The following is a 1,689-nucleotide window of genomic DNA, read 5'->3' as shown; positions in this document are numbered from 1 at the left end:
CGCTGCGTTCTGCACACCCCGGCGGATATCTTCTGCCGTAAGGGACTTGAACTCAAACACTGTACACCGGGAAAGCAGCGCATTGTATACATAAAAATAGGGATTTTCCGTAGTAGAAGCGATGAGGGTAACCGTTCCCTGTTCCACACATTCCAGCAGGCTTTGCTGCTGCCGTTTGTTAAAGTACTGGATCTCGTCCAGGTACAGCAGGATGCCCCCCGCCGCTCCCAGCGTGCCGATATCTGCCAGAACCGATTTGATATCGCTGGTGGATGCGGTGGTTCCGTTAAGCTTGTGCAACTGCATGCCGCTGCCTGCGGCAATAATGCTGGCCACCGTGGTTTTGCCCACACCGGACGGCCCGTAGAAAATCATATTGGGAATATGCCCGCTTTCCACCGTGCGGCGAAACACCTGATTCTGTCCCAGAAGGTGCTGCTGCCCGCAGACTTCATCCAATGTGCGCGGCCGCAGACGCTGTGCCAGAGGTTCCATGGGTTTTCTCTCCTTATTATAAACAGTGCAAAATAGCCGGATACAGCCTGTTTCATTTTTTTACGTTTTTATGTGACCATCCGGCGAACTGGGCGTTTCCTCCTCTTGATTATAAGATATCGCCGTGGTAGAATCAAGAGAAAGAACGTGAAATGGAGCGAACGCTGTGACAAAGAAGGAACTGGCACTGGTCTGCATCGACCGACTGAAAGCCGAATATCCGCTGGCCGAATGCACACTGGACTACGACCACGCCTGGCAGCTGCTGGTGGAAGTGCGCCTGGCCGCACAATGTACCGACGCGCGGGTGAATGTAGTGGTGCAGGAACTGTTTGCACAGTATCCCAGTGTGGAAGCACTGGCCGCCGCCACACCGGAAGAAATTGAAGCCATCGTTAAACCTTGCGGCCTGGGCCGCAGCAAAGCACGGGATATTTCTGCCTGCATGCGGATGCTGCGCGACCAGTACGGTGGCAAAGTGCCGGACGATTTTGACGCGCTGCTGGCTCTGCCCGGCGTAGGGCGCAAAAGTGCCAACCTGATCATGGGCGATGTTTTCGGCAAACCTGCCATTGTGACCGATACCCACTGCATCCGTCTGTGCAACCGCATCGGTCTGGTCGACAACATCAAAGAGCCCGCCAAAGTGGAGCGGGAACTGTGGAAGATCATTCCGCCGGAAGAAGGCAGCGATTTCTGCCACCGGCTGGTCTATCACGGCCGTGCCGTCTGTACGGCACGTACCACGCCTTTCTGCGAAAAATGCTGCCTGGCGGATGTCTGCCGGGCTCGAAAGGATTATCTGCATGAGTAAACCATCAGAAGCCCGTCTGGGCGGTGAACTGCGCAGCCAGCAAACAGCCGATCGGTTGATTGCCGAGCTGCGCAGCGGTCTGTACGCCGGTGCTTTCCAGCTTCCCAGCGAAGTGGAACTGGCCGCTGCCCTGGGCATCAGCCGGACCGTTGTACGCGATGCCCTGAGCATTCTGGAACGGGGCGGTTACCTGGAACGGGTGCGAGGCATCGGCACGCTGGTGAACCGGGATGTGGTCCGGATGAAAAACCGGATGGACCAGAAACTGGAATTTTACAAAATGATCCGGGCTTCCGGCCGTGTGCCCCACAGTGACCACCTGATGGTCACCCGGGAAACCGCGCCGCCGCATCTGGCACAGCGCCTGGAACTGCCGCCGG

At 57.0% G+C, this 1,689-nt stretch carries 3 protein-coding genes; 2 read left to right on the top strand and 1 reads right to left on the bottom strand.

Annotation, left to right across the window (positions count from 1 at the left end; genetic code table 11):
• A partial coding sequence (locus tag H6B10_RS14385; protein WP_204652229.1) for an AAA family ATPase occupies window positions 1-495 on the bottom strand: 495 nt, incomplete at its 3' end.
• Between the two features lie 166 nt (window positions 496-661).
• Between H6B10_RS14385 and H6B10_RS14380 the strand changes: the two genes are divergently transcribed.
• Window positions 662-1,309: an endonuclease III domain-containing protein gene (locus tag H6B10_RS14380; protein ID WP_204652228.1), complete on the top strand. Its 648-nt coding sequence runs from the start codon at window positions 662-664 to the stop codon at window positions 1,307-1,309.
• A partial coding sequence (locus H6B10_RS14375; RefSeq protein ID WP_204652227.1) for a GntR family transcriptional regulator occupies window positions 1,302-1,689 on the top strand: 388 nt, incomplete at its 3' end. The genes H6B10_RS14380 and H6B10_RS14375, both read left to right, overlap by 8 nt.

This window comes from Gemmiger formicilis (assembly GCF_016901605.1).
Classification (GTDB): domain Bacteria; phylum Bacillota; class Clostridia; order Oscillospirales; family Ruminococcaceae; genus Gemmiger; species Gemmiger formicilis_B.
Note: the sequence above shows the minus strand (reverse complement) of the source record. Positions and strands in the feature narration are given on the sequence as shown.